This window comes from Corallococcus sp. bb12-1, assembly GCF_026626765.1.
In the GTDB taxonomy this organism is placed as follows: domain Bacteria; phylum Myxococcota; class Myxococcia; order Myxococcales; family Myxococcaceae; genus Corallococcus; species Corallococcus terminator.
This window is the reverse complement of the sequence record NZ_JAPNJZ010000007.1, coordinates 238,821-261,955: the sequence shown is the minus strand read 5'-3', so window position 1 is coordinate 261,955 and position 23,135 is coordinate 238,821. Positions and strand designations below refer to the sequence as shown.

Here is a 23,135-nt window from a genome sequence, read left to right as displayed (position 1 = left end):
GGAAGAAAGTTCTCGTTCTTCCAGCCGGGGCGACTGTTCTTTCTTCAGGGCGTCGGGGCAGGCACAGGGGCCGCCTGCGACTCGGGGACGGCTTGACCGCCCGCCGGCTGTGCCGGGGCCGCCTGGGCCGCCTCGGGAGAGGTCCCCGTGGCCGCGTCGGTCGCCGGAGCCTGGTCGGGCGCGGCGGTGTCCTGGGGCAACTGGTTCATCATGGACGAGGACGAACCCGCGCCTCCGATGGCTGCCGCGCCGTCCTTCTTCGGCTCGCCCTCCCCTTGCGCCGTGGCGGCGGGGGGCGGGGCCGGCGGGTTCTTCAGCATCGTCTGCAGGCCCTGCACCTTGGCGGTGATGAGCTGCTTGTCCTGCGAGGACGTGGCGCCCAGCTCCTTGCAGCGATCCAGGAAGGCGATGGCCTTCTCGAAGCCCGCGCGGTCCGCCGCGTACGCCCAGCCCGCGCCGCACACGGCCTCCGGCTGTTCGGAGCGGCGCGCGAGCACCTTCTCGAACGCCTCGCCCGCGGCCACGCCCTTCTTCGGGTCGATGCCCTTCTGACCGTCCAGCGCGTACGCCAGGTACAGCTGGCCTTCCACGCCCTCCGGCTCCAGCGACAGGGCCTTGGTGAAGGAGCGCTCCGCGCCCGCGTAGTCGCGGTAGGAGAGCGCCAGCGCGCCCAGGTTCAGGTGCGCGGCGGCGAAGTTGTCATCCAGCGACACGGCCTTCTGGAACTGGGCCAGGGCGCGCGGACGGTCCTCCATCTTCAGGTAGATCATCCCCAGCGTGTTGGAGATGGCCGGGTCCTTCTCCGCCACCTTGCGCGCGTTGATGACCAGCAGCTCCGCCAGACGGAACTGGCCGCGGTCATACGCCACCAGCGCCAGCGTCTTGTAGGCCTCCGGGTTGTCCTTGCTGCGCGCGAGCACGCGCCGGCCGGTGGCCTCCGCCTCGTCCAGCTTGCCCGCCAGCCGGTACGTCGCGGCCAGCCCGTTGAGGACGGGCTCGACGTGTTCGTGGCCCGGCGTCTGGAGCGCCTTCGTGTACAGCGCGATGGCTTCGTCCAACTGGCCCTCGTGCCGGTGCATCAGGCCCAGGTTCATCACGGACGGCGTGTGGGCCGGATCCAGGAAGAGGACCTTCTCGTAGGCGGCGCGCGCATCCGCCGGACGACCCTGCTTCTCCGCGATGACGCCCAGGTTGAACTGCGCGTTGAGCGTCTTGGGCTCCTTCGCCACGACCTGCTCGAAGCCCTTCTTCGCGGTGTCCAGGTCCCCGGCCTCGTAGGCCTTGAGGGCCTCCGCGAACAGGTTGTCCACGCTGCCCTTCTCCGCCACTTCGGGCGCGGGGGTGGTGGGGACGATGGCGGCGGGCCTCTCCACCGCGTTCATCGCGACGGGCGTGGGCCGGGGGCCCGTGGCGCACGCCGTGGTGAAGGCGAAGGCGAAGGCCCCCGCCAGGAACATCCGCTTGGTGCGAAACCCGTTCATCCGCTGCGTCCCCATCCCCTCGAACTGGCTGCTGATGTCGTTGCGGTTCGTCGTCTTCACGGCTGCACCCCCTCGAGCAGCGCGGTGGGTTCGGAGCGCGAACCCTCGGGAAGGGCGGGCTTCTGCCCTTCCGGCTGCGTGCCTTCCGGCGCGGGAGGCGTCTGGGGCTTGGGCTCCGCGGAGGCGCTGACGGGGCCATTGAGGTCCTTCAGCACGCCCGCGGCGATGCGCGAATCACTGCTGCCCCGGTACGTCACCGGCTTCACCTGGGCGTAGGCGCCCGGACGGAAGCGGTTCACCTGATCCTGCGCGGCCAGCGTCCACTCGCTGTAGATGCCCAGCTCGTAGGCCTTCTGGAGGCCCTTCTCCAGCGCCTCGCTCGCCTTGTCCTCCAGCGGGAGGGCCAGCGTCTCCAGCTCGCCCCGGTACATGCTCAGCTGATCATCATCCAGGCCGGACGGATCCGGCGAGTCCATGATGTTGCGCGCGAAGTCCGCGTACGCAAGGCCGATGCGGGTCAGCGCCGCGATGCCCCACTCGCCGGAGCCCGTGGCGAGCACCGCCGCGTACTCCTTCTCCACCTTCTGCATCTCCTTCTGCTTCGCCGTCAGGTCGCGGCGGATGGTGGAGACGCGCGTGAACTTGATGTCCGAGAAGCGCTTCCACGTGGGCTCCAGCGCCAGGAAGCGCGCGTGGCCATACGCGTTGAGCACCGCGGCATCCTTGCGCACGCCTTCCGCCAGCTTGTTCCAGCCGCGCACCAGTTCGTCCTGCGCCTTCTCCTGGCCCCGGATGTCCTTCATCTTCTGGTACGCCAGCAGCTCATGGTAGCGGGCGAGGTACGGCTGGCCTGCGACGGTGCGCGAGTCCCGGCCGTAGGTGTCCACGAAGGAGCTGAAGGCGCGGGCCGCATCGCCCCACTTCTTCTCCTTCTCCCAGACGAGCCCGATGGAGAACGCCACCTGGGGCACGTCCTTGCGGTCCTTGAAGCGCGTCAGGTAGCTGTTCCACGCGGTGACGGCCTTCTGGGATTCGCCCAGGCCGTCGTACCAGACGCCCGCGTTGAAGAGGGCATCCGCCACCCACGCGCCCGCCTCGTCCACCTGCACCTTGCGCTCGGCGGCCCTCTGCTCGCGCGTGGACTCCGCGTCCTCCGCGCCCGGGATGTCGTCCTTCTTCGCCACCGCGCTGCCCTTGGCCTTCTTGGTGTCCCTCTTCGCCTCGCGGGCCTTCATCGCCGCGTCGTACGCGGACACGAAGGACTCCGACATGGCGGCGGCCTTCTTGAACTCGGCCACCTTCTCGTAGAGGCCCGACAGCGTGTAGCGGGTCTTCAGCTCGAAGGGGCTGGTCGGGTACTCCTTGAGGACGCGCTCGCCGGCGGTGATGCCCTTGTCGACCTCGCCCGCCTCCTGCGCGATGACCATCGCGTAGGTGAGCGCGCGGTCCGCGTTCTCCGACTTGGGGAACTCCGTCACGAAGGTGAGGAACTGCTCGGCCGCCTTCGCCGGGTTCTTCTCCTTCTTGTAGACGACCTCGTCCACGTACTTGTACTGGCTGCCCTCCACCACGCGGGCCACGCGACCGGCGAAGTCGGAGCCGGGCTTGGACAGCTTCTTGTTGCCCAGGAACTTGCGCGACAGCGTGTTGAGCTCGAGCCACTCCTCGCGGCTCTCCAGCACGTACATGGTCAGGTCCGCGGCATCGCGCGAGCGGCGCTCCTCCGGGAACTTCTCGATGATCTCCCCGAAGCGGCGGGCCGCGTCCACGAAGTGCGCGCGGTCGTAGAGGATGACGGCGGCCTGGTAGCGCAGGTCGATCTCATCCTGGTTGCCCGGGTACAGGCTGTTGTACGTGTCGCACGCGGCGACCAGCCGGTCCTCGAACTTCGTGAGGGGCTGCTCCGCCTGCTCCTTGGCGTCGCGCTTCACGAGCTTCTGCTTGGCGACGTCGCCCTTGTCCTTCTTCTCGTCGACCTTCTGGCCGTCCTTCAGGTCGCTTTTGGAGAGCTGGCCGCGTTCAATCTTGACGAGCTTGTCGTACGCGAGCACCGCGTTGTACGACGCGCTCTTGCGGTAGGCCTCGTTGGAGACCTCGCGCGCGGAGTCGCGGTCCGGAATCTTGAAGGCCACGACGGCGTCGTACTCACCCGCGGCGACCTGCCACTCCTCCAGGGCCCAGAGGATCTCCGCGTAGAAGAAGCGGATGTTGAAGGCCGAGTCCGCGACGAACTCCGGGTTCTCGCTGGACGCGAACGCCTCCACGTACTGCTTGTAGATGTCGCGCGCGAGCCGGTAGGTCTCCACCTGGCGCGTCTTCTGCGCCTCCTGGTGGTACTCGGTCACCATCACGCGCATCGCCTCTTCGGTGACGCTGAAGGCATTGCGCAGCACGCCCGCGTTGCCCGCGTTGGTGGTCCACCACTCGCCGCCCGGGCGGTAGAGGTCCACCATCCGCTTCATCTCCTTGCGGACCTGCTGGCGCTGACGCAGCCCCTCATACGCGCGCACCACCGCCTGCTGGTACTCCGGCGCGTTCACGCCCATGGGCGAGTCGTCGATGAGGGTGCGGTACACCAGGATGGCGCTGTCGAAGTGGCCCGCGTCCACCAGGCCCGCGGCCGTCTTCGCGAGCAGCCGGCCCTGGCGCTTCGGCGGCGCCTTCTCCTTGAAGTAGGCGAGCGCCTCCTTGGGCTGATCCAACTGCACGTAGAAGACGGTCAGGTCGTTGAGGGCTTCCGTGCGCAGGTCGCCCAGCTCCTCGCCGCGCTGGCCCGCGTAGTCCACCACCTCGTGGAGCTTCTTGAGGCCCGCGTCCAGGTCGCCCGCGTTGAAGTCACACCAGGACAGCTTGTAGGTCGCGTAGGCGTAGATTTTGGGAACGCCCGAGTCGCGAGCCTTCTCGTAATTCACCTTCGCGGGCCCGAGCTTGTTGTTCTCGAAGTAGTGGTTGCCCAGTTGGATGTACGCGTCCGGGACGAACTGCGACTTGGGGAAGTCGCGGATCAGCTCCTCGTAGCGCGCCACCGCGTCGTCGCGGCGGTTGAGCTCGTAGAGGTTGTAGCCCAGGGAGAAGAGCACCTCGTCGCGGGCCGGGTACTCCGGGTACTCGCGAAGGATGTCCTCGTAGATGCGCATCGTGTCGGCGCGGTAGCGCTCAGACCCGGTGTGGTCCTGCTCCGGCGCGGTGACCTTCTCGCCGCGAGCCACCGCCGCGTCGTAGGCCTTCTCCGCCGCGAGGAACTTCTCCATCTCCAACTGGTAGAGGTACTTGGACTTCTCCCAGTAGAGCTCCGACAGGCGGTACTGCATCTCCGCCTTCTGGGTGGAGGTCTCCTGGAGCTTGGGGATGAGGCGCTTGAAGCCTTCAATGGCCTCGTCGCGCTTCCTGTCCGCCATCGCGTCCTTCTTGGAGTCCGCGATGCGCGGCACGTCCGCGAACTTGGCCGAAGCGGGCTTCACCCGCGCCGGACCCTTGCGCATGTCCTGGGGCGCCACGCCGGGGGGAAGCTCCGCCTTCTTGGCGTCGGCCCCCTTCTTCGCGTCCTCCTTCTTGCCAGCGGCGTCGCCCTTCTTGCTCGCGGCCTTCGCCGCCGAAGAGGACTTCTTCGTCGCCACCTTCCGCGCCGGTGCCGTCGGCTCCGCCGCCTCCGCCTCCCCCACCCCACCGGCCGCGAGCGCGACGCCCACCGCCAGTGCACCGAACCGAAGAAACACCTTCATGCGAGCTCCTGGAGAACCGCGCCTCGCCAACGTGGGCAAAATTCTGCCCAACCGGGAGGGACGACGGAAAGTAGACGCGGGTACCCAGGTTGGGAAGTGGCCCGGAACGTGCCTTGTGCCCCGGCGTACGCGATCGCCCCGAGCGAACTTCCAGGACTCAACAACGAGGAAGAGGCCCGCTCCCCACGACACAGGGTCGCGGTGAGGGGCCTCTCTTGACGAGCTTGCTGGGCAGGCGGGTACGCCGGGGTCCTACTTCGCGCCTACTTCTCCTGGCGTGCGGGACAGCCCCGCTTCAGCGTGTACTGGTAGTAGCCAATCTCGTCGATCCAGAACTCGCCCTGGAAGCGCCAGTAGTTCCACGACGCGCCCGGCATCTTCGGACGGTAGAGCGTCTGGCGCGTCAGCAGCGTCTTCTGGTCCACGCCCGCGGAGAAGAGGTCCTTCTCGTCGAGCGCCGTCTGGACGCGGATGATCTCCGCTTGGTCGGAGAAGGTGCGGAGGTTGTCCGCCGCCTCCTGGATGCGGTTCTTCGCCAGCGTGCCGCCCACCTGGAGCAGCGTGCCGCGGATCTCCTCCAGCGACGCCACGGTCTGCGCGGCCAGCGGGGTGCCCCGCCAGGGCCCATCCGTGATGGCGCGCTTCTCCGCGTCCACGCGGGTGAGGGTCCGCATCACTTCCCGGATGCGCTCGTTGTTGCGGATCCACAGGTACACCGCGCGAGGCAGCCGGCGGTTCTCCGAGGCCACTAGGTTGAAGGCCTGCACGGGCGGCAGCTCCTCGCCGGTGAAGGGCTCCAGCTGCTTCGCCATGGGGCCATAGCGCTCGTCGAACGCCGCGAGCGTCGTCTTCACCTCGTCGTAGAGGCACGAGTAGTAATAGACGGTGGACTTGAGGATCCACGACTCGGGCTGGAAGGCGCCTTCGAACTGGGGGGCGTGCAGGGCCTGGAGGCTGCCCAGCGCGCCGCCGAAGTCCTCGTTCTGGAAGCGGGCGAAGCCGTTCTCGAACAGGGCCTGATCCCAGAAGCGCGCGTAGCGGGGCACGCCCTCGTAGGCCTTCACCGCGTCGGCGTACTCGCCCCGGCGGTAGTGCACGCGGCCCAGGGCCAGGAGCGCCAGCTCGCGCGTCTCCGGAAGCTCCACCTGGGGCTCCTTGGTGGAGAGCACCGTCTGGAACGCGGCGATGGCCTCCTTGTCCAGCGTCTCCCCTTCCCCGGGACGGCCCGGGAAGCGCGGATCCGCGAGCACCGTGCCCAGCAGATAGCGGGCCTTCGCGTAGACGCGGCTGTCGGCGGGCACGGCCTCCAGCAGCGCGCGGGCCTCGTCGAAGCGCATGCGGCGCTGGGTGGCGGTGCCGACCAGGTAGTTGATCCGCGCCAGCACTTCCTTGGGCAGCGTGACCCACTGGTCGCGCACCTCGTCGGAGTAGGCCTGGTTCAGGATGCTGGGGATGAGGTTCTGCTCGTCCAGCCGCTGCTGCATGTCCACCAGCCCCTCGATGGCCTTGAGGTACGAGGGGTGCTTGGGGCCGGCGTTGACGATGGCCGCGTAGGAGATGAAGGCAGCTACGGGCAGCTCCTTCTTCGCGAAGGTCTGCGCCAGGTAGTACTCGGCCTTGCCCTTCAGGTCCGCGTCCTCCCCTTCGGCCAGCTGCGCGAAGAGGGGGGCGGCGGAGTCGAACTGGCCGGCGTTGAAGGCGGACAGCGCGCGGTTGTAGGCGCCCACGTCCTGCTGGGCGAAGGCCGCGGCCGGCACGACGAGGGGCCCGATAACGACGAGGAGTCGGAGCAGTCGGGACATGGTTAGAAGAGCATCGAGAAGCCAGCGTAGAAGCTGACGTTGTTGAGGACGTCCGACGAGGGTTCGGCCACCAGGTCGCGGCCGAGGATGATGTCCTCGCGGTAGTTCTTCTTCGTCTCCGGATCGACGCCGTCGAACTTCGCGACCTTGCAACCGCCGCTCAGCGACAGGCCGTCGAAGGGCTGGTTCGCGGCCCGGGCGGCCTCCAGCGCTTCGAAATCACCCAGGTTGCAGCCGTCCACCTTGTCCACGCGCGCGGTGTAGATGAGGTCGCGCACCTCCAGGCGGATGGCGTAGGACTCGCCGAACTGCACGCGAAAGCCGCCGCCCACCTCGCCCAGGAACTTGTTGCCGGTGTCGCCGAAGCGCGCGGGCACCTGGTACGTCTGGCCGTCCACCTCGTTGGCCACCTTGGGGCGGATGAGGTGGCGCGTCTTGCCCACGCCCGCGCCGCCGGAGAGCACCACGCTGAACTGCGCCAGCGAGTTGTTGAAGAAGGCGAACTTGCCGTAGAGCGGCGTCACCTCCACGCCCGCGTGCGCGCCCCACTGGAGCAGGAGCGAGGACGCGGCCTGGGCCTGCTCGCGCACCTTGTCGATGAGCTCCAGGTTGAAGTCGCTCTCATCGGAGTACCAGTTGTACTGGCCGCCCACCTGGAGGGCGAAGTTCTCCTGCAGGTGGTAGACGTAGTGCAGCGCGGAGCCCACGTGGTTGGTGAACTTGCCGTTCACCTGGACGACGCCCGGGTACAGCACCAGCTCGTGCTTGCCCTCGTCCGCGAAGCGCTTCTTCTGGACGATGTGGACGTTCACGTTCGGGTTGTAGAGCGGCGCGCCGTTCACCAGTCGCTGCTGCTGGGCGTCCGTGGTGCGCGGGGCCTCACCGGACTCCGGCGACTCCAGCACCGGGGCATCCGCCGGCGCGATGCCGGACGTTGGGCCCGTGGGAGCCGGAGACTGCGCGTCGTCGTCCGACGAGGTCCCGGGGCCAGGACGGGACGCGGGGGGCGCGGCCGGCGTCTCCGGTGTCGCCTGGGGTACCGCGGGCGCGTCGCGCTGGGTGCGCGAACGCTCGGGCGGCTCTCCGGGTGAGGTGGAGGAAGGAGCGGTCGTTTCCGGGCCCACGGAGGCCGGAGCCCCAGGGGTGGCCGGCGGCTGCGCCGGGGCGGCAGCCTGCGCGAACGCGAGGGCGGGCACCGCGGCGACGAGGAGCGCGATGGAACGGAAGGGTCGCATAGGAAGGGTCAGAACGAGTAGGTGTAGCCGAGGTCGAACTGCACCAGGTGCGTGAGACCCGGGCTGCCAGCGGGCTCGCCGGTGGGATTGCCGGCCTCCCATTCGTCGCGCTGCAGGTTCACGCGGTAGCTGTCCTTGAAGATCCAGTCGCGCAGCTCCAGGCGGATGCCGTGCTGCTCCTTGACGAAGAAGCGGAAGCCCAGCGCGGCGGACACCACCGGCGCCACGCGCGTCTCCTTCACCCAGTAGTTCTCCGTCGCGGATCCGCGATCATCCACGGCCGTGCGGTTGTCACAGACGCCCGCGGCACGGTCCACCACCTGGGTGCACTGGATGACCGACTCGCGCTTCAGGTTGCCCAGCCCGCCGCCCACCCAGAGGTAGGTCTGGAAGTGCACCGGGAGGTCCGCGACGAGCGAAATCTTTCCGTAGATGGGGGCCCACCGGGCGCCAATGACGCCGTGCAGGTTCATCCGCCAGAGGTCTTCCAGCTCGTCCGTGACGCGCTTGTCCTCGCGGTCCAGGAAGGATTCAGAGATGGAGCGCGCCAGGCCCGTGTGGCGGCTGGCCGCGAAGCCCGCCCGCGCTTCCACGGCGAACGTGTCGAAGAGGTTGTAGGCGACGCCTACGTCGAAGAAGTAGTGCGCCGTCAGGTACGTCTGGACCGGCAGGCCCACGGACAGGGACAGCTCTGGATGGCCCGCGGGCTTGTAGAGCCGGTTGCGGACGACCGCGGAGTCCAGGACGCCGTCTTCCTGTGCGGCGGCGCCGAGCGCCGTCAGCGAGATGCACAGCGCTGCGAAGGCGCGAAGCGAGCGTGCGTTCATATCTCCTGCCCGGCCCGGGGGTGGGCCGTTGGGTAGGCCGGCGGCCCTGCGACCGTCTGCTTCGACGGTGAGGCTCCGGCGTGGGACAGCCATGTGAGCACGGCGCCCCTTCACCGCAAGCGGAACCCCACGCCTGTCGGTAAAGTTTTCGCCCTTTGTCCCCAGGGCGACCAGCACTCAACGTTTCGACGCACGCCGCGCGAGTCGGATGCCGGAAACGACGAACGCCCCGCCCGGAACCCGAAGGTGCCGGAAGCGGGGCGTCGAATGGGGCGCGCCGTTGAGGGCGCGCCCTACGTCGGCAGCGGCGGGATTACCGCGCGGCCTTGTGCGCGGCGCGCATCGCCACCTTGATACTGGGGCGCACGATCACGATGCCGTCGTTGTGGCCGGAGACCGCGCCCTTCACGAGCACGAGACCCTTCTCCACATCCACGTCCACCACCGTCAGGTTCTGGGTGGTGTTGCGCTCGACGCCGTAGTGACCCGGCATCTTCTTGTTCGGGTAGGTACGGCCGGGCGTCTTACGCTGACCGATGGCGCCCGCGTGACGCTGATACTCGTGCGTACCGTGCGTCTTCGTCTGCGAACCCTTGAAGCTCCAACGGCGCATGACGCCGGAGAAGCCGCGGCCCTTGGTGACGCCCGTGACATCCACGAGCTCGCCCTTGGTGAACATGTCCGCCTTGACGGCGTCGCCCACGTTGAACGCGGCGGCCTCCTCGGCCGTGACGCGGAACTCACGCAGGTGCCGGCGCGGCGTGGCGCTGGCCTTCTTGAAGAAGCCGAGCTCCGGCTTGTTCAGGAGCTTCTCGCGAATCTCGCCGAAGCCCACGGTCACCGCGGAGTACTGATCCTTCTCCGGGGTGCGCTTGCCGACAACCAGACAGGTGTTGACGTCGATGACCGTCACCGGAACGAGGTTGCCCTCGTCGTTGAACACCTGGGTCATGCCGATCTTCTTGCCAATCAGACCCTTCACGTCGTCCTCACAGCGAGCGCCCGTGGCGCCGAAAGCCCAATGAATTCAATGAACTGGCCTACACGCGTGCCCGCGGCCGCCAGGAAGCGGCGCAAGATAGCAAACACACTCCCCACGTCAAGCACCAAGGGCGTGTGCAACCCCCTACTGCGCGCGATCCAGCCGGGGGTAGAAGGAGGCGAGCTGTGCCTCCCCGATACGCTGGGCATACACCTCTTCGCCCAGCAGGAACAACGCCTGATCCAGATAATCTTCCGCGCCCTTCGACTCCTCCTCCTTGGCGGCGATGGCCTGGTCCAGCTCCGCCATCCGCTCGTCGTGGGTGCGTTTCTGATCCGCGGCGGCGTCCTCCAGCTCGATCAGCCGCTTGTGGGCCAGGATGCCGGCCCCACCGGGCTGGCCGGGCGTGGGCGTCAGCGCAGTGGCGAGCTGTGACTCCCAGTCCTCCACCTCGCGGGCCAGGCGCATCTGCGCGATGCGGTTCTTCTTGAGGTTCTGCCGGGCGGCGTCCAGCTTCACGGGGTCCTGGGTGTCCATCTCCAGGTCCGCGAGCTTCGCCTCGATCTTCTTCAGGCCGGCGATGGCGTAGCGCAGGTCGGCGCGGCGGGTGTCCAGCGTCTTGCGCAGACCCTTGACCTTGCCTTCCACGGCGTCCACGGCCCGCTTGAAGCGTCCGGTGATCTCCCGCTGGGCCGCGCACTCGTCCTCGTGCTGCGCGAGGTACTCCTGGTACGCGACATCCTCGTCGTTCATCTCCGCTTCCAGCACCGCCAGCTCCTCGCGACGCGCCTCCAGCACCTCTTCGGCGCGGTAGACGCGTTCCATGGAGCGGGGGCAGTTCGGCTTGCCCGGGAGGATGTCCCGGGCGAGGTCGCCGAGCTGGAAGATGAGGTCGTTGTAGCTCTCCTTCGCCATGGGCGGATTCATACGCCCAAGACGCCAGGACTGTCACCGGCCGAGCACACCTTGCCTGGGTGCCCGGCCCTGCCCGCGCCGCGTCAGGAGTCCGCGGGCGCCGCCACGGCCTGGGATTCCCGCCGCACGGCCGCCATGGCCCCTTCCGCCAGGGCGAGCAGCTCCCGGGCGCGGTCCTGCTCCTCGGTGCGGTTGAGCTCGCAGACCCAGGCGGACGACAGGTCCGCGTGCTGGCGGGCCATCTCCGCCGTCGTCTCATAGCGAGCAGCCGACGCCCGGGCGAAGGCGCCCTCCCGGCGCAGCTCCAGCACCGTGTCCGGATCCAGGTCGATCTCCTCCGGGGGCACCGGCAGCGGCCCCCGTCCCAGCGCCGCCAGACGGGCCAGCAGCCGGGACGCATGGGCCCGGCAGAACGCCGCCAGCACCATCAGCCGCGCCCTCACGCGCGCGTCGTTCATGCGTTCCGCCAGCCCCGTCATGCGGCGGGCCGACACCACTTCCGCCTCCCAAGCGGCGGCCAGTGCAGCGGCCAACCGGGTATGCCTCGCGCCCATCAGCGTCCCTCCCCCACCCTCATCAGCCCCAAGCTAGGAACGCATGCGGGGTAATTCAACCGACCCCGCGAGCAACCATCCAATAGAGGCCTACTCCCGCGAGCCCGATGGATGACACGCGCATGACCCTCGAGTGCAGACGGGGCCTGCGCTGAACGATTCGCAGCACGGGCACCAGGAAGGCCATCACCACCGCCTGCCCCACCTCCACCCCCAGGTTGAAGCCCACGAGCCCCGGCACCAGCGCATCCCCCAGCCCGTACCCGCGCAGCACGCTCGCGAAGCCCAGGCCGTGCACCAGGCCGAACAGGAAGGTGAGCCCCGAGCGGTGCCCGTGTCGCTTCAGCACCAGGTTCTCCAGCGCCATATAGAGGATGGACGCGGCGATGGCCGCCTCCGCCCACCGCGTGCCCCGCGCCCCCAGCGTCACCCAGCCGAGCGCCGTCAGCCCCAGCGTCAGCGAGTGCGCCACGGTGAAGGACGTCACCAGCGCCAGCATCCGCCGGAACGAGCCGCCCACCAGCAGCACGGCGACCAGGAACAGGAGATGATCCGCGCCCTCCAGGATGTGCCGCACGCCCAGGCCCACCCAGTGGGCGAAGCCGTCCACCGCCCCAGCCGACCCCTCCAAAGGCAGCGTGGGGTGTCCCTGGTCCGCGAAGGCCGCGCCCGCCGGAGCACCGCCCTCCCCCAGCCCCACGCGGATCACCCGGTAGCCCCGGGGCAGCGCGTCCAGCACGCCGAACGTCTGGTGGAGCGCGCCGGGTGGACAGCGGAAGTCCGCGCGCAGCGCCACGCCCCGCTCCGCGTCCCAGGTACCGCCCGAGGACTGGAGGATGCACGGCGCCCTGTCCGCGAACAGGGGCACCCGGCTCCAGACGCGCGCCTCCAGCTCCGCGCGCCGGGCGTCGAAGAAGGAGGGAGCGCCTGGCGCATCACCGTCGCGCGCGCCGAGGTCGGGCAGCAGCAGGCGGAGCGTGTCCGGGGACAACGTCAACGTCTCGCGCACGCGATCCGGGGACGCGTCATCGCGGACGGCCCGCACGGAGATCAGATCCGCCTCATGGGCGTGGGCGACGCCGGGCCCCAGCATGGCCAGGACCATCAGCATCACCCGGACGACAGGGCCGGGCTTCATCGCGCCCGCGAGCCTGCCCTCCGCGCGACCCGGCCGTCCACTGCCGGATTTCGCACGAGGGGCGAAGCTTCGCGGCCGTTGCCGCCTCGGGGTGTCGCTACTCCTGTACGAACTCCAGGGTCACCTGCCGGCGTCCGCTCAGCCCGCCATGGTGCGCGCCGCAGCGCGGACAGACGAGGGGCGCGTCCCAGTCCCACGACGCCTGCACCTCGTCCCCACAGCAGAGCATGGGCAGCGTGCGCAGCAGCTCCTCATCCGGAGGCAGCGGTCGGGGCAGCGGCTCCGGCGCCACCGACACGAAGGTGGGGTGCGGGTTCTGCGACAGCGTGCGCTGCACATACGCCAGTTGTTCGTAGCGCACGTGGTTCGCCCACGAGCGCGCCATCTGCTCCACGTGGGCGGACTGCTCCGGCGTGAGCCACGCATCCGGCAGCGCGCGGTGGCCGCAGTACAGGCAGTGGAAGGCGGGCAGCTCCTCCGCCGTGTACGCCTCGTGGACGTTCTCGAAGGGGAAGTAGCCGGCCAACAGCCGCTGCAGCATCCCCGGATCATGCCGGTTCGGGCGCGTCTTGAAGTTGCGCTGGCAGCGGGGACATTCGCGCCGCACGAAGCCCGCCTTGTCGCGTGGCAGCTCCAGCCACGCCATGTCCAGCTCCGGCACGTTCACGCCAGCCCCCGCCGGCGGCCCAGCGACGCGACGGCCAGCACGAAGGCGATGACGGAGAACACCAGGAGGAGGTGCACCCACTGCCCCTCCGTCGAACCGGTGATCAGCCCCATCACCCACAACACCATCAGAATGATGCCCATGGTCCAGTACACGCCACGCCTCCCGCCACACAGGGCCCACGAATAGAACGAGGCGCAAGCTAGGAACGCGGCCCCCTCGCGGCAACAGGGGGAGGTTTCTGCAGCCTCAGGTTGGGAAACAAACTTCCCTCCCCGGGCATTTTTTCAGACCCGCCACGGACCCGCAGGACCGTTCCGGACGCGCTCTATAAGGATCTTACAAGGAGGCATACACACGCATCGTACGCTGGCACGTTGTCTGCTTAGTCGCTGGGTGTGGGCGAGTCAGCGGGCGCGAGCAGTCGGGCGCCAGGGGAGGGCGAGATGCGGGGTTGGACGGTGGCGATGGCGGCGGCGGTGGTGCTGGTGGGGACGGGCGCAGGGGCTTTCCCGGTGCAGGTGCCGGTGGGTGCGCAGGGTGAAGCGCCGGACGTGGCGGCCCTGAGGGCGGAACTCGCGCAGAAGGACGCGCAGCTCAAGGCGGCGCTTTCCAAGCTCCAGATGTACGAGGACGAGGCGGACTTGCTCCGCGCGGAACAGATGGGCGTCGTCGAGGCCGTGCGCGCCTCCGGGCTTCCCGAGCGGCAGCAGCGCCGGCTGGCCGTCGCCATCGTTCGCGAGGCGGAGCGCAACAACCTGGATCCGATGCTGGTGGTGGCGCTGATCCGCTGCGAGTCCTCCTTCAACAACTACGCGGTGTCCGGTGTGGGAGCCATGGGCCTCATGCAGGTGATGCCGGACACGGGAAAGTACCTGGCGGGCAAGGCGGGCTTCCAGTTGGGCCGGCACACCAACCTGTTCGACTTCGAGACCAACGTGAACCTGGGCACCGCCTACCTCGCGGAGCTCATCGGCCGGTTCGGCTCCGTGGAGAGCGCGCTCGTCGCCTACAACGCGGGTCCCACCACCGCCCGGAAGATCCTCGCGAAGAAGGAGAACCGGGTGAAGTTCATGGCCGGCTATCCCGCCAAGGTCGTGAAGGAGTTCCAGAAGCTGAAGGCCCAGCAGGAGCGCGCGGTGAGCCTGCGTGCTGCCCAGCCGACGGAAGGTCGCAAGGGTTGACCGCTGTGTGACACGCCTTCCGCCCGGTCGCCAACACTCGGGCGGAAGTTGCACGCCTGCCACTGACTGAAACACCCGTGAAGGTGCAGTGTGGTTCTCCGGCTGCGCACCCCCACGGGTCACCTTGGGAAAGCCGGACCCCACAAGGGGTCCGGGATGTGCTTCAGCCGCCATCACCATCGCAGGCGGCACACAGGTGCACACCTCAGCAGGAGCACGGAACATGACGGGGCTTCAGATTCTTCGGGAAGAGGCGGCGGGACGGGTCACCCTGCGCCTGGAAGGAACGTTGGACGGCCGTACGGCGCAGGAACTGAGCCTGTCGCTGCAGTCGCTGGCCAAGAGCGAGGTCGTCCTGGACTTCGCGCACCTGCGTGAGTTCAAGGACAGCGCGGTGGGGGTGCTCACCCACGGCCTGAAGGAGGGCGCGGTGCAGATGCGCGGCCTGGCCACGCACCACGAGCGGATGTTCCGCTACTTCGGCGTGCTGTCCTCGCCCGCGACGAACCGGGCCTGGTACACGCCCGAGGACATCCTCTCCGTCTAGAAGCGGCAGTGCCCCGGGCGGGCCCCGCGCATCCTGGAAGCCTCCGCGCAAGCAGGCGGGCTCCGAATGCGAAGTTGCCGCCCTGGAGGGTGTGCCGGCTCGCGGTCGCCTGGGTTAGAGTCCGCCCAGGATGACCCAGCCCGCCCGCGTCCTCGGTCCTGTTCCCACCCCTGCTTCCGCGCGTGCGGTCATGGAGCGGCTCGCCGCCCAGCTTGGCCGCGCCGTGCAAGGCAAACCCACGGAGGTGCAGCGCGTCGTCACCTGCGTGGTGGCGGGCGGGCACCTGCTCCTGGAGGACATGCCGGGTGTGGGCAAGACGACGCTGGCCGAAGCCCTGGCCCGCGCGTGCGCCCTGTCCTTCGCCCGCATCCAGTTCACCGCGGACCTGCTGCCGGCCGACATCCTGGGCGCGCAGGTGTTCCACTCGCAGACGGCCACCTTCTCCTTCCGTCCCGGGCCGCTGTTCCGGCAGTTGGTGCTGGCGGACGAGCTCAACCGCGCCCCGCCGCGCACCCAGTCCGCGCTGCTGGAGGGCATGGCCCAGGGTCAGGTGTCGCTCGACGGTGAGACGCACCCCCTGCCCTCGCCCTTCACCGTGGTGGCCACCCAGAACCCGGTGGACTTCTCCGGCACCTACCCGCTGCCGGACTCCCAGTTGGATCGCTTCCTCGTGCGCCTGTCCCTGGGCCACCCGGCGCCGGACGTGGAGGCGCGCCTGCTCACCACGCGCGGCGCGGCGTCCCCCCTGGCGTCGGTGGAGGCGGTGACGGGGCCGGAGGAGCTGGCGTCGCTGCGCGACTTCGCCGCGGAGGTGAAGCTGGACGCCTCGGTGGCGGAGTACGTGGTGCGGCTGGCCCGGGCCACGCGCGAGCACGGCGACCTGGAGCGCGGCGCCTCCACCCGCGCGGTGCTGGCGCTGGGGTCCGCTGCCCGGGCCCAGGCCCTGTGGGAGGGGCGCGACTTCGTCACCCCCGGCGACGTGCGCACGATGCTGGTGCCCTGCTGGGCCCACCGGGTGCTGCTCAGGAGCGCGGTGCAGGGCGTGTCCGCGCGCGACGAGGCGGCGCACCTGGTGGAGGAGCTGTCCCGCAAGGTGGCGGCGCCCCGGTGAAGGCCCCCGCCCGCCCCCCCTTCCGGGCGCGGCTTCGCGCCCTCTTGCGTCCGCCGCGCACACTGTCGGTGACGAAGACGGGCCGCACCTATCTGGTGGTGACGTTCGGCGTGGGGCTGGGCGCGCTCAACACCGGCAACAACCTGCTGTACCTGCTGTTGGGCCTGCTGCTCAGCATGGTGGTGGTGTCCGGCGTGCTGTCCGAGCGCTGCCTGCGCGACCTGACGGTGCGCCGGGTGGGCGCCGACGCGGCCTTCGCGCGCGAGCCCTTCGCCTACCGCTGGGCGGTGTCGCGCAAGGCGGGGCACGGCTTCGCGCTGACGCTGGCGGAGGACCTGTCGCCGCTCGTCGGCACCGGCCGGCTGGGCTACCTGCCAGCGGGCAAGGAGCTGGTCGTCCGGGCGGACCTGGCTGCGCCCCATCGAGGTCCGGTGCGGCTGTCCGGCGTGCGCGTCACCACCACGTGGCCACTGGGCCTGTTCGCCAAGACGCGGGTGTTCTCCCTGGAGGGCACGCTGCTCGTATACCCGCGCCGGGGCTACGCCTGCCGGGAGCCGGGAAAGGCGGAGACGGGCCCCCGGGGTGAGTCAGGCAGTCCGCGCCATCATGACGGCACCGGCGACGTGGCGGGCCTGAAGGAGCTGGCCCCGGGCGAGGATGCGCGCCGCATCCACTGGAAGAAGAGCGCCGCGGCGGGGCGCCTGCTCAAGGTGGAGCGCGAGCGCGAGGAGCGCCGCATCTGGAAGCTCGCGCTGCCCCCCGGGCTCACGGGCGACGCGCTGGAGCACCAGTGCGAGGAGGTCGCCGCCCAGGCGCACCAGCTCCTCGGCGCGGGGCATGAAGTCGGGCTCCAGCTTCCGGACCACGTGCTGCGTCCGGCGGCGGGCGCGGGGCAGGAGCGGCGGATCCTCCAGGCGCTCGCGTGGGTGGGCTTCGAGGACGTGGACGCCATCACGAAGCAGGAGGCGGCGTGAAGAGGCCCCTGCGGTTGCGACTGGTGCTGCGGGACCTGGGCGCGGGCGCCGCGTTTGGCGCCATGGCCGTGTCCGGGCAGCTCCCCCTGTGGGTGCTGGGCGTGTTCCTGCTGGCGCTGGTGCTGGCGCTGTCCGACGTGCGGCTCGTGGCGCGGCATGCGCGCCTGTCGGCGGTGCTGCTGCTGATCGCGGCCGTCCTCCTGGGCCTGCGGCTGACGTCCGGCTCGATGAACGCGGTGGTGGCCGCGTGCGCCTTCGCGGGCCTCATCTCCGCGCAGCGGATGCTGTCCACGCCGGACAGCGCCGCGGACGGACAGACGCACCTGACGGGGCTGTTGATGGTGGCCGGCGGCGCGGCGCTGTCGGGCGACATGACGTACGCGCTGTGCCTCATCGCGTTCGGCGTGCTGGCCAGCCTGTCGCTGGCGCTGGGCGTGGTGGAGGCGGCGGTGCCGGACGGCGAGCCCGTGCCGGTGCGCTCGGTGTTGCTGCCGCTGTCGGGAGGCCTGAGCTTCGCGGTGGCCGGCGCGATGGCCTTCTTCATCCTCTTCCCCCGCCTCAACTGGGCCATGGTGGGCCCGCGCTCCGCCCCCGGCTTCGGCGCGGTCAGCAGCGCGGGCTTCTCCGACACGGTGCGGCTGGGCGGCGCGGGCACCATCAAGAGCAACCCGCGCGTCGTGCTGCGCGCCACGCTCACGCCCGACCCGGGCCGCGAAGAGCTGGACGCCTACTGGGTGGGCCGCACCTACGACACGTTCGACGGCCAGGAGTGGACCAACGTCGTCGGAGCCCAGCGCACCGAACGGCAGATCACCCTGCGCCCGGCCAGCGACACGCTGCTGCACCAGCGCGTGGAGCTGCTGCCCGCCTACGGAGGCCGCACGCTGGTGGCGCTGGAGTCTCCGTCGCGGCTGGGCAACGCCCTGGCCCTCACGCCCACCGGCACGCGGGCCAGCACCGTCCAACTGCACGGCGGGGGCGAGGTGCGCTTCACCATCACCGCGCCCGCGTACACATACGAAGCCTACAGCCTGCCGCCGAACGCGAAGGCGGATGCTCCTTCCGGCCTGCGGTCCGAGGAGCGCGATCAGCTCCTGGCCCTGCCCGAACACCTGGATCCGCGCGTGGCCCAGTTGGCGGCGAGCGTCCTCGATGGAGAGAAGGAACCGCTGGCCGCGGCGCGCAAGCTCGTCAGCCACCTGCAACGCGACTACGCGTACACGCTGGAGCAGGGGGGCTCCCTGGAGGATCCGCTCGCGGACTTCCTCTTCGCGCGCAAGGCGGGGCACTGCGAACACTTCGCCACCGCGCTCACGTTGCTGCTGCGCACGCAGGGCATCTCCGCGCGGCTGGCCACCGGCTTCTTCGGCGGGACGCGGATGGACGGGGGCTACCTGGTGCGCGCTGGTGACGCCCACGCGTGGACGCATGTCTTCGTGCCGGGGCGCGGCTTCGTCACGGTGGACGCCACCCCTCCCTCACACCGCACCAGCCAGGGCTCCGAGCTGATCGAGAAGCTGCTCGCCCTCTATGAAGCGGTGGAGGGGCGCTGGCGGCAGTCCGTCGTCGACTACTCATTCCGCGACCAGTTCGAGCTGGCGAGCAAGCTGGTGCGCCCTCCGCGCCGCACCGCCGAAGGGGCTGCCACCTCCAGCCGCCTGCCCCCGATGCGCGCCTGGGTGACGGCCGCCGTGGTGGCCTTCCTCGTCTGGCGCCTGGGCCGCATCGTCGCCCGCTGGCCGCGCCGCGCCCTGCGCCTGGAGGCCACGCGCTTCCTGGATCGGGTGGACGCGCTACTGGCCCGCGCCCACGTGCCGCGCCGGGAGGACGAATCCCTGGAGGACCTCACCACGCGGCTGGCGCGCGCTGGCCACCCGCTGGCCCTGGCGCTCACGCCCCTCACCCGCCGCTACCTGGAAGCGCGCTTCGGCGGCCGGGCCCTGCGCGAGGGAGAGACCGAGCACCTGCTGGGGACGCTGCGCCGCGCGCTCGAAGCCGAAGCCGCCCGCCACGCGCAGAGGCCAGACGAGCAGGCAGGCCCTACCGCCCGCGCTTCCTGATCGGAAAGGAAGTGCCCTCCGGAAGGAAGCGGCCTTCCCCTCCCGGTCGCCCGCCCTCCTCAGGGACGTCCGGGCGGAACCGAAATGCCAACACCCGCGCCTTGCGCGGCCATTAGCGTTTCCGCGAACCCTCATTCGCGAGCGCAACGGCGACGCACGCCCAGGGGCGAAAGAGACGTGCACTTTCTACCCACTCAGGCCCGCGGATTTCCTCCGGTGGCCGGGTAACGGTTACAGACCGCCCTACCCCGGCACCCTCCTGCGTCCGCCAACCCCTTGGAGACACACGCGAATACATCCGACCGCGGTTGGCATCCCGGTTGCTCAAGGCAATGCACGTCAAGTTGTAGGACTTGAACCTAGAGCACCTTTCAAACGCCTCCCTCCGAGGAGGCCCCAGATTCGGAGAATCCATCCATGCAGGCCTCGACCGAGCAGTCGTCCAATTCCGGCTCCCTGGCGATGTATCTCTCGGAGATCAACCAGTACAACCTCCTGAAGGTGGAGGAGGAGCAGGAGCTCGCGCGCCGCTTCATCAAGGGCGACCTGGCCGCGGGCCACCGCCTGGTGACGGCCAACCTCCGCTTCGTGGTGAAGGTCTCCTACGAGTACCGCTCCTACGGCATCAAGATGTCCGACCTCATCCAGGAGGGGAACATCGGCCTGATGAAGGCGGTGCAGAAGTTCGATCCGGACAAGGGCATCCGCCTCATCTCCTACGCGGTGTGGTGGATCCGCGCGTACATCCAGAACTACATCCTGAAGAGCTGGTCGCTGGTGAAGCTTGGGACCACGCAGGCGCAGCGCAAGCTGTTCTTCAGTCTGGCGCGCACGCGCCGCGAACTGGAGAAGCTGGGCAGCGGCGACGCGGTGGTGAACGTGGATGAGATCGCCCGCAAGCTGCACGTGAAGCCGGGCGAGGTCCGGGAGATGGAGCAGCGCATGGGCGGACGCGACTTGTCCCTGGACGCGCCCATGGGCGAGGACGGCGGCAACAGCCACGTGGACTTCGTGGTGAGCGCCGCGGCGCCGCAGGACGACGAGTTCGCGGACAAGGAGGAGGCGGGCCTCATCAACAACCGCGTGCGCACCGCGCTCATGCGCCTGGATCCGCGCGAGCGCTTCATCATCGAGCAGCGCGTGATGAACGAGCGCCCCATGACGCTCAAGGAGCTGGGCGAGCACTTCGGCTTCTCCCGCGAGCGCGCGCGCCAGCTGGAGATCCGCGCCAAGGACAAGCTCAAGTCGGAGCTGGCCGCGCTGATGGCGGAGGTGGATCCGGAGACGCTCGCCGCGCAGGGCTGACGCATCCTGGCAGTGAAGCGCAGGCCCCACGCCGCCCCGCCGCCCCTTGCCGGGCGTGTGGGGCGCGCGTGTTCCAGGGACACGGGTGTTTTCGCGCACGGACGGGGACCCTGCTAGAAAGGGCGTCTGATTCCCTGTCAGGAGTGCCTGCTTGTCCCACGCATCGCAGCCGGTCGTCGATGATCGCGTTCCCCTCGCGGGGACGCCTGTCCCCGCCACGCACAAACCCTATGTGTCGCCGGAGCAGTCGCCCGCCGAGCTGACGATCCGCGGGCTGGTGCTCGGGTCGGTGCTGGGCATCGTGTTCGCGGCGTCCTCCGTGTACCTGGCCATCAAGGTGGGCCTCACGGTGTCGGCGTCCATCCCGGTGGCGGTGCTCTCCATCGCCATCTTCCGGGCCCTGGGGCGCTCCAGCATCCTGGAGAACACCATCGTCCAGACGACGGGCTCCGCGGGTGAGTCGCTCGCGTTCGGCGTGGCGGCGGCGCTGCCTGCCCTGCTCATCCTGGGCTACGACATCAGCCTCACGCACGCGTTCCTCACCGCGGCCCTGGGCGGCGTGCTCGGCGTCCTGATGATGATCCCCCTGCGCCAGGGCCTCATCGTCCAGGAGCACGGGAAGCTCACCTACCCGGAGGGCACCGCGAGCGCGGACGTGCTCATCGTCGGCGAGCAGGGCGGCACCAACGCCCGCACGGTCATCCTGGGTTTCATCATCGGTGGCGTCTACAAGTTCGCCTACTCCGGGATGAAGCTCTTCAAGGAGGCCATCGGCATGCCCATCAAGGGGCTCAAGGCCGCGACGCTCTCCACGGAGGTGTCCCCGGAGCTCTTGGGCGTGGGCTACATCATCGGGCCGCGCGTCGCGTCCATCACCTTCGCGGGTGGCGTGCTCAGCTACCTCATCCTCATCCCGATGGTGTCCTTCTTCGGCAGCGGCATGGACACGCCGCTGCTCGTGCACAACGGGATGCTCATCCGGGACATGTCGCCGGATCAGATCCGCAACGCGTACGTGCTCTACATCGGCGCGGGCGCGGTGGCGACGGGCGGCCTCATCAGCCTCATCCGCTCCCTGCCCACCATCGTGGGCGCCTTCAAGCGCAGCGTGGAGACCCTGCGCGCCTCCCGCACCCAGGGACCGCTGCCCACGGTGCTGCGCACGGACCAGGACCTGCCGATCACCGTGGTGCTGGTGGGCAGCGCGCTGCTCATCCTGGCCATCTGGCTGGCGCCCCCGCTGCACGTGAACTTCATCTCCGCCATCCTCATCGTCATCTTCGGCTTCTTCTTCGTGACGGTGAGCGCGCGCATCACGGGGGAGATTGGCAGCTCCTCCAACCCCATCTCCGGCATGGTGGTGGCCACGCTGCTCGTGACGTGCCTCGTGTACCTGCTGTTCGGCTGGACGTCGTCGCCGGACCGGTTCATGGCGCTCACCACGGCGGCCATCGTGGGCATCGCGGCGTCCAACGGCGGCACCACCGCGCAGGATTTGAAGACGGCCTACCTCGTCGGCGGCACACCCCGGAAGCAGCAGATCGCCCTCTTCGTCGGCGTGCTCACGAGCGCGATGTTCATCGGCCTGGTGCTGGTGCTGCTCAACCAGGGCGCCACCGCGGTCATCCCGGAGTCGCACCCCGGCGTGAAGGTGACGGAGATGTCCACCGAGACGCGCACCCAGCACACGTACCGCTGGGCCGTGTCCCAGGACGCGCTCACCCAGCGCGGCATGACGCCCGCGCTGCTCAAGCGCTCGCTGTGGTCGGAGCGCCTGGACGCGGTGCCCGCGGACGGTGCGTTGGAGCTGCGCAGCTGGCGCCCCATCCCCGCCACGGAGCTCGCGGGGATGACGCTGACGTCGGCCACGGGCCCGTCGCTGAAGCTGTCGGACGCGGGGCTCGTCACCGCGGGACCGGACCGCATCTACAAGGAAGGCTTCGTGCGCGGCGCGGACACGCCGGTGCCCGCGGGCCGCTACCTCGTGGATGACACGGGCAGCATCCAGTACGTGGTGGACCCCGGCATCGGCGGACGCATCAGCGAGTACGAGGGCCAGACGCTCACCCGCTACTCGGCGCCCAAGGCGCAGCTGTTCGCGCTCATCATCGACGGCATCCTCACGCAGCGGCTGCCGTGGGACCTGGTGCTGATGGGCGTCTTCATCGCGCTGATGCTGGAGCTGTGCGGCGTGTCGTCCCTGCCCTTCGCGGTGGGCGTGTACCTGCCCATCAGCAGCAGCGCGCCCATCTTCGTGGGCGGCATGGTGCGCCACTTCGTGGACAAGCTGCGCGGCGGCAGCGCGGCGGAGGCGGAGTTCTCCCCCGGCACGCTGATGTCCTCCGGCTACATCGCGGGCGGCTCCATCGCGGGCGTGCTCATCGCCTTCCTGGAGATCGCCAGCGACGGCACCTGGACGCGCGCCATCAACCTGCCCGCCCTCTTCGGCCACGAGAACGCCATTGGCGCCTTCCTCAACGCCGTGGGCGAGAGCGAACTGGCGCACCCCACCTGGTCCAACGTCTGGGGCCTGGTGTTCTTCGCCGGCCTCACCGCCGTGTTGTTCCGCTCCGCCCTCAAGGGCAAGAGCGGCGCGGAAGCCCCGCCCCCGTCGCACTGACGCGAGCGGCG

18 protein-coding genes are annotated in these 23,135 nt (G+C 69.6%); 7 read left to right on the top strand and 11 right to left on the bottom strand.

The genetic code is table 11. From position 1 onward, the window contains the following. Positions 1–44: 44 nt before the first annotated feature. The 11 genes from OV208_RS11810 to OV208_RS11760 all read right to left on the bottom strand — a co-directional run bounded on the left by OV208_RS11810 (position 45) and on the right by OV208_RS11760 (position 13,466). Positions 45–1,541, bottom strand: a complete 1,497-nt coding sequence (locus OV208_RS11810) for a tetratricopeptide repeat protein (protein WP_420715011.1) — start codon at positions 1,539–1,541, stop codon at positions 45–47. Then, positions 1,538–5,203, bottom strand: a complete 3,666-nt coding sequence (locus OV208_RS11805; RefSeq protein ID WP_267573933.1) for a tetratricopeptide repeat protein — start codon at positions 5,201–5,203, stop codon at positions 1,538–1,540. Before OV208_RS11805 ends, OV208_RS11810 begins: the two co-directional genes overlap by 4 nt. Positions 5,204–5,466: 263 nt before the next feature. Further along, a complete protein-coding gene (locus tag OV208_RS11800) occupies positions 5,467–7,005 on the bottom strand; it encodes a tetratricopeptide repeat protein (RefSeq protein ID WP_267573932.1) in 1,539 nt (512 codons plus the stop codon). Between the two features lie 2 nt (positions 7,006–7,007). Continuing rightward, positions 7,008–8,240, bottom strand: a complete 1,233-nt coding sequence (locus tag OV208_RS11795) for an outer membrane beta-barrel domain-containing protein (RefSeq protein WP_267573931.1) — start codon at positions 8,238–8,240, stop codon at positions 7,008–7,010. An 8-nt stretch (positions 8,241–8,248) separates the two neighbouring features. Continuing rightward, positions 8,249–9,067, bottom strand: coding sequence for an outer membrane beta-barrel domain-containing protein (locus OV208_RS11790; RefSeq protein ID WP_267573930.1), 819 nt, complete (start codon positions 9,065–9,067; stop codon positions 8,249–8,251). A gap of 313 nt (positions 9,068–9,380) precedes the next feature. After that, positions 9,381–10,049, bottom strand: a complete 669-nt coding sequence (rplC, locus tag OV208_RS11785; RefSeq protein WP_267573929.1) for a 50S ribosomal protein L3 — start codon at positions 10,047–10,049, stop codon at positions 9,381–9,383. Positions 10,050–10,193: 144 nt separating this feature from the next. Then, positions 10,194–10,964, bottom strand: a complete 771-nt coding sequence (locus OV208_RS11780; protein WP_267573928.1) for a hypothetical protein — start codon at positions 10,962–10,964, stop codon at positions 10,194–10,196. Between the two features lie 83 nt (positions 10,965–11,047). Continuing rightward, positions 11,048–11,518 carry a hypothetical protein gene (locus OV208_RS11775; RefSeq protein WP_120533964.1) on the bottom strand — a complete coding sequence of 157 codons (471 nt, stop codon included), beginning with the start codon at positions 11,516–11,518 and terminating at the stop codon, positions 11,048–11,050. Positions 11,519–11,573: 55 nt separating this feature from the next. After that, complete coding sequence (locus OV208_RS11770; protein WP_267573927.1) at positions 11,574–12,656, bottom strand: HupE/UreJ family protein; 1,083 nt, start codon at positions 12,654–12,656, stop codon at positions 11,574–11,576. Positions 12,657–12,753: 97 nt separating this feature from the next. Further along, entirely contained in the window at positions 12,754–13,323 is a 570-nt protein-coding gene (locus OV208_RS11765; RefSeq protein ID WP_267573926.1) for a hypothetical protein, read from the bottom strand. Next, positions 13,320–13,466 (bottom strand): lmo0937 family membrane protein, encoded by a 147-nt coding sequence (locus OV208_RS11760; RefSeq protein ID WP_370052078.1) that lies wholly within the window; start codon positions 13,464–13,466, stop codon positions 13,320–13,322. The genes OV208_RS11765 and OV208_RS11760 overlap by 4 nt, the downstream gene beginning before the upstream one ends. 303 nt (positions 13,467–13,769) lie before the next feature. Between OV208_RS11760 and OV208_RS11755 the strand changes: the two genes are divergently transcribed. From OV208_RS11755 to OV208_RS11725, 7 genes are all read left to right on the top strand, one after another. Continuing rightward, positions 13,770–14,507, top strand: a complete 738-nt coding sequence (locus tag OV208_RS11755; protein ID WP_267573925.1) for a lytic transglycosylase domain-containing protein — start codon at positions 13,770–13,772, stop codon at positions 14,505–14,507. A 223-nt stretch (positions 14,508–14,730) separates the two neighbouring features. Then, on the top strand, positions 14,731–15,054 hold the full coding sequence (locus OV208_RS11750; RefSeq protein WP_267573924.1) for an STAS domain-containing protein: 324 nt from the start codon (positions 14,731–14,733) through the stop codon (positions 15,052–15,054). A gap of 130 nt (positions 15,055–15,184) precedes the next feature. Further along, positions 15,185–16,165, top strand: coding sequence for an AAA family ATPase (locus OV208_RS11745; protein ID WP_267573923.1), 981 nt, complete (start codon positions 15,185–15,187; stop codon positions 16,163–16,165). Next, complete coding sequence (locus OV208_RS11740) at positions 16,162–17,139, top strand: DUF58 domain-containing protein (protein ID WP_267573922.1); 978 nt, start codon at positions 16,162–16,164, stop codon at positions 17,137–17,139. The genes OV208_RS11745 and OV208_RS11740 overlap by 4 nt, the downstream gene beginning before the upstream one ends. After that, positions 17,136–19,199, top strand: coding sequence for a transglutaminase TgpA family protein (locus tag OV208_RS11735; RefSeq protein WP_267573921.1), 2,064 nt, complete (start codon positions 17,136–17,138; stop codon positions 19,197–19,199). Before OV208_RS11740 ends, OV208_RS11735 begins: the two co-directional genes overlap by 4 nt. A gap of 417 nt (positions 19,200–19,616) precedes the next feature. Then, positions 19,617–20,504 (top strand): RNA polymerase factor sigma-32, encoded by an 888-nt coding sequence (locus OV208_RS11730; RefSeq protein WP_120532981.1) that lies wholly within the window; start codon positions 19,617–19,619, stop codon positions 20,502–20,504. A gap of 151 nt (positions 20,505–20,655) precedes the next feature. Continuing rightward, positions 20,656–23,124: an OPT family oligopeptide transporter gene (locus OV208_RS11725; protein WP_267573920.1), complete on the top strand. Its 2,469-nt coding sequence runs from the start codon at positions 20,656–20,658 to the stop codon at positions 23,122–23,124. The last annotated feature ends 11 nt before the right edge of the window (positions 23,125–23,135 follow it).

Coding starts and splice junctions, on each gene's coding strand:
- OV208_RS11805 (WP_267573933.1), bottom strand. CDS start 5,203: ATGAAGGTGTTTCTTCGGTTCGGTGCACTGGCGGTGGGCGTCGCGCTC.
- OV208_RS11800 (WP_267573932.1), bottom strand. CDS start 7,005: ATGTCCCGACTGCTCCGACTCCTCGTCGTTATCGGGCCCCTCGTCGTG.
- OV208_RS11795 (WP_267573931.1), bottom strand. CDS start 8,240: ATGCGACCCTTCCGTTCCATCGCGCTCCTCGTCGCCGCGGTGCCCGCC.
- OV208_RS11790 (WP_267573930.1), bottom strand. CDS start 9,067: ATGAACGCACGCTCGCTTCGCGCCTTCGCAGCGCTGTGCATCTCGCTG.
- OV208_RS11780 (WP_267573928.1), bottom strand. CDS start 10,964: ATGGCGAAGGAGAGCTACAACGACCTCATCTTCCAGCTCGGCGACCTC.
- OV208_RS11775 (WP_120533964.1), bottom strand. CDS start 11,518: ATGGGCGCGAGGCATACCCGGTTGGCCGCTGCACTGGCCGCCGCTTGG.
- OV208_RS11770 (WP_267573927.1), bottom strand. CDS start 12,656: ATGAAGCCCGGCCCTGTCGTCCGGGTGATGCTGATGGTCCTGGCCATG.
- OV208_RS11760 (WP_370052078.1), bottom strand. CDS start 13,466: ATGGGCATCATTCTGATGGTGTTGTGGGTGATGGGGCTGATCACCGGT.
- OV208_RS11755 (WP_267573925.1), top strand. CDS start 13,770: ATGCGGGGTTGGACGGTGGCGATGGCGGCGGCGGTGGTGCTGGTGGGG.
- OV208_RS11750 (WP_267573924.1), top strand. CDS start 14,731: ATGACGGGGCTTCAGATTCTTCGGGAAGAGGCGGCGGGACGGGTCACC.
- OV208_RS11745 (WP_267573923.1), top strand. CDS start 15,185: ATGACCCAGCCCGCCCGCGTCCTCGGTCCTGTTCCCACCCCTGCTTCC.
- OV208_RS11730 (WP_120532981.1), top strand. CDS start 19,617: ATGCAGGCCTCGACCGAGCAGTCGTCCAATTCCGGCTCCCTGGCGATG.